Source organism: Rothia nasimurium (genome assembly GCF_004569295.1).
Classification (GTDB): Bacteria; Actinomycetota; Actinomycetes; order Actinomycetales; family Micrococcaceae; genus Rothia; species Rothia nasimurium_B.
The window spans coordinates 1-3,346 of sequence record NZ_SPQC01000080.1; the positions used below are offsets into that span (position 1 = coordinate 1).

Consider the following 3,346-nt stretch of genomic DNA (forward strand, 5'->3'; position numbering starts at 1 on the left):
AAAGTATCTAACAGCTAACCCAAGACACAAGGGGTGCTTAGAGAAGAAGCCTTAGTCAAGAGCACGGATGAAGAGGAAGCCGATAAGATCAGCAGGCACGCCAGGAATCAAAAGCAGAAACAGGCAGGTAGGCAGGTAGGCAGGTAGGCACGTATGCCAAAAACATTTTGGACCCCAGAACCTGTGCCCTGCTGTGACAAAAAGTGCGGCCCCACAGCTGAGAATGGGCACAATTTTTTGTTGGCTCCTGCACCTCAGCTGAAGGCGAAAACTGCCAGTGATTGCCCCGGATGAGGTGCTGATTTTTCCGGCACACCTCATGCATCCAATGATTCAGGAACTTCTATTTTGAGTAACTCATAAATGGCGAGTGCATCTAAGCACCGGGTGGAGCAAGCTAACTGCTTAGGTAACCTAAGTGCTTGTTTCGCCAGGTCTAGCCCGTTTTTGTCGGGACGCTGCGCTAGGCATTGGGGCGGTGGTTGGGTTGGGTGGTGCTCCGTCAGGGCTCGGCGGGGTGGTTTGGGTGTGGGTGGGGTGGTGTTGCCGCCTAGCACCCTGACGGTAGGGGTGTTATGTAGATTTTTTGAGAGCGCGCTGACTAGGTGGTTTAGTGGGTTTGTTATCGAATCGTAATATAGCAAGTTGACTTACTTAAAGCGTGTGTGGTTGGGTTTAAGTGTTGCCAATCACCAGGGTGAAGATGCTCTGGGACGAAAGGAAGAACGAACAATGACCCTCGTAAAGAAAATTTCGACTGGTGCAGCCACCGCTTTCCTCGCTTGTGGAGCTGTTGTAGGTGCAGGTCTCGCCACCCCGAGCCATGCGGTTGCAGAAGGGAATCAACAGTCATCTCAAGCTGTGCTACACAGCTTTCGAGGAGAAATTGAAAAACAAGTTTTGTCTGGAGACTCAAACGCCAAAATTGATTTGGATAAATTTGACTCTCTGACTAAAGAACAGAAACTTGAATTGATGGGGTACCTGGATGGCAGCGTGCCGATGCCAAGTGAGTCGGTAGGAAATATGCAGGTTGATAAATCTTCAGGAGTAGTTAATTCTTCTGGTGTTGCTTTCCGCTCTGTATCTTCAGTGAAGGATGTATGGGCGACAGAAGCATTCACATTTGCAGGTATCAAAATTTCTGAAACAAAGGCCACGGGTAAATACGAGGTAACCGGGGACTCCATAAACACTCTAAGCCAAGGGTGCATCGTTGAACGTTCGTATAATCCGGTACAAAGTATTAACAGCGAGAATAACGGCCACTTTGTTTCGGGCGGAAAAGCTGTATTCGAATGCAAAGTAACTTCAGTGTATGGAATCCCTAATGTTGCTGAAGCTAGCAAGCGGGAAAATATTCAGTTCATTGAAGCGAACGCGAACGGGGAAGTAGTGGGGAACGGCTGGAGGTAAGAATGGAAAATCCCTTGGTCCCTACTGGAGCCGAATTTATATTCAGTCTGACCTTAATTTTTCATCTTATTTTATTTCTTCTAGCATTGTATCTAATCGGGGTTGATAAGATTTGGGGTGTAAAGAGAAAATTTACTCTTCTGTTCTTATCATTCGCAGTTCCTATTCTTGGTCCTCTAGCGTCTATATACATGGCATCATCAAAATTGAATAGAACATATTAAGTGTCAGAAGGATTGTTTCCTACAGCTTAGGTACAATATTATTCCCATATTTTTCTACTAATAATCTCCTGCCTATTAGTAGAAAAATATGGGATTTTCGATTAAGCATTATTTTCGTACTCTTGAACATAGCGTCCTGCAGCACTTTTAGAAATCCCTAACTCGTTAGCGATGGCTCTAACAGATAACCCTTGCACACGTAAATCTGCAACCTGCTTCCGCTTGATGTTGGCACGTTCTAGATACTGATCACGGGGTTCAGCCATCAGACGCTGAACAGTGCTTACACTGACGCCTAGCTTTTCTGCTAACTCCCGTGCTGTTTTTTTACGACGCACCGGGTTTTCAGCGACCATCATCAATCTTTCTTAGTTCTTCTATAAGAGATTTCTTTCTAACAGCGCGTCCCTTTTTCAGGTTCTCTGCCCAGCGTTTGCGGTTAGTCTCCGTCTGCTCAGGAGTAATCCGCGTCCACACCCACGAAGCAATCGACTGAGCAATCTGAGCAACCTCACCCTCACCCATCGGGCCACGCGAAAACTCATCAGCAATCACCGAAGCATTCTTCATCGAAGCAAAGGCGTACACCGTCTCTGACCACTCCGTGAAGTCCGTGTAGCGTAAACGCGCCCTGTAGGCCCACTGGCGGGTGAGATTGAAGAGGGCGACATTCCTGCCCACCGTGGAGTCTAAGACCGTCTGAGCGTTCCTGTGAGGCGCTGGGAGGGCTCCTACGTCCCCAAGAGCCTTAGCAAGGTCTTTGAGCCCGTAGAGGGCTTCTGAGGCGCCCCAGAGGGGCATGTGGGCGGTGTGGGTGGGGTTTTTGGTGATTCTCCCGCCGTAGCCGATATCCCCGCCGAGAACGTCTGTCAGTCCTTGCTCAACGCGGGCGAGCAGGTTGATTGGGGCGCGGTGTGCTGCATTGGTCAGGCAGACAGGGGCTTTGAGGGCGTAGACGATGTGCCCGCTACGGGTGTGGGGGTTCATGGCTACCCAGGAGGGTTGTGGGAGGCCTGCTAGGTCTGCGATGTAGTCGGCGTCTGCCCCGTCGTGGTCGGTGACGATGAGGGACTGCATGGCTAGTGGGTTGGTTTCGATGTAGGCGTGTTCGAGAGCGCGGGCGCGGGTTTGGCGCTTGTAGCTGCCATTCTTGCGGTCAGAGCACAGGGGTTTGGCTGGTAGCCAGTGCTCGGTGAAGACGTTCTCGAAACTCATGGTTTCCAGTCAAGCATGGTGGGGGTGTCCCAGGTTGGATTTACCCCGGCGTGTCCCAACTACCTTATTATTTAATCAGGTAGTTACCCTCCCCGCCCCTCGCACACGCCCCACCTTGACCCCCGACAGCACCTCCTGCGCCACCGAAGAAACCCGCCTCAAGGACTCCTCAACCCAGCCCAGACCCTCACCCTCAACCCAGCGCCAGCTCTAACTCTTCTGCACCTGTTGCCAGTGCTACCGACCATAACCAGGGCTGCTCTAAAAGCCCTAGGCTCGCCTCTTGCAGTACGACCCGCCCCGCGGTGCTTTGAACAATGTTCCGGACGGTCTTGGCGCTTAGGTATCCGTGTTCAGTGAAGGCAAGGTCGATAACTTCCCCGGTGGGGTTCTCTTCTGCCTGGTCGAACAGGGGGATTTCAATCTTCATGATGGGGGTTCTTTTTCTCGTGATTTTTTCTCACGGCACCGTCCTTGGGTGCTGATGTGGT

4 protein-coding genes are annotated in these 3,346 nt (G+C 51.0%); 1 reads left to right on the forward strand and 3 read right to left on the reverse strand.

All coding sequences use genetic code 11. From position 1 onward, the window contains the following. Positions 1-732 precede the first annotated feature (732 nt). Entirely contained in the window at positions 733-1,416 is a 684-nt protein-coding gene (locus tag E4U03_RS12335) for a hypothetical protein (RefSeq protein ID WP_135014018.1), read from the forward strand. Positions 1,417-1,741: 325 nt separating this feature from the next. On the opposite strand, the gene E4U03_RS12340 is transcribed toward E4U03_RS12335, so the two are convergent. The 3 genes from E4U03_RS12340 to E4U03_RS12350 form a co-directional block, all read right to left on the reverse strand. Next, positions 1,742-1,999, reverse strand: a complete 258-nt coding sequence (locus E4U03_RS12340; protein ID WP_194210417.1) for a helix-turn-helix domain-containing protein — start codon at positions 1,997-1,999, stop codon at positions 1,742-1,744. Continuing rightward, positions 1,986-2,855: a replication initiation protein gene (locus E4U03_RS12345; RefSeq protein ID WP_135014019.1), complete on the reverse strand. Its 870-nt coding sequence runs from the start codon at positions 2,853-2,855 to the stop codon at positions 1,986-1,988. The genes E4U03_RS12340 and E4U03_RS12345 overlap by 14 nt, the downstream gene beginning before the upstream one ends. Positions 2,856-3,048: 193 nt before the next feature. Then, the gene (locus E4U03_RS12350) at positions 3,049-3,285 is read right to left on the reverse strand and encodes a hypothetical protein (protein WP_135014020.1); all 237 of its coding nucleotides are present in this window, start codon (positions 3,283-3,285) and stop codon (positions 3,049-3,051) included. Between the last annotated feature and the right edge of the window lie 61 nt (positions 3,286-3,346).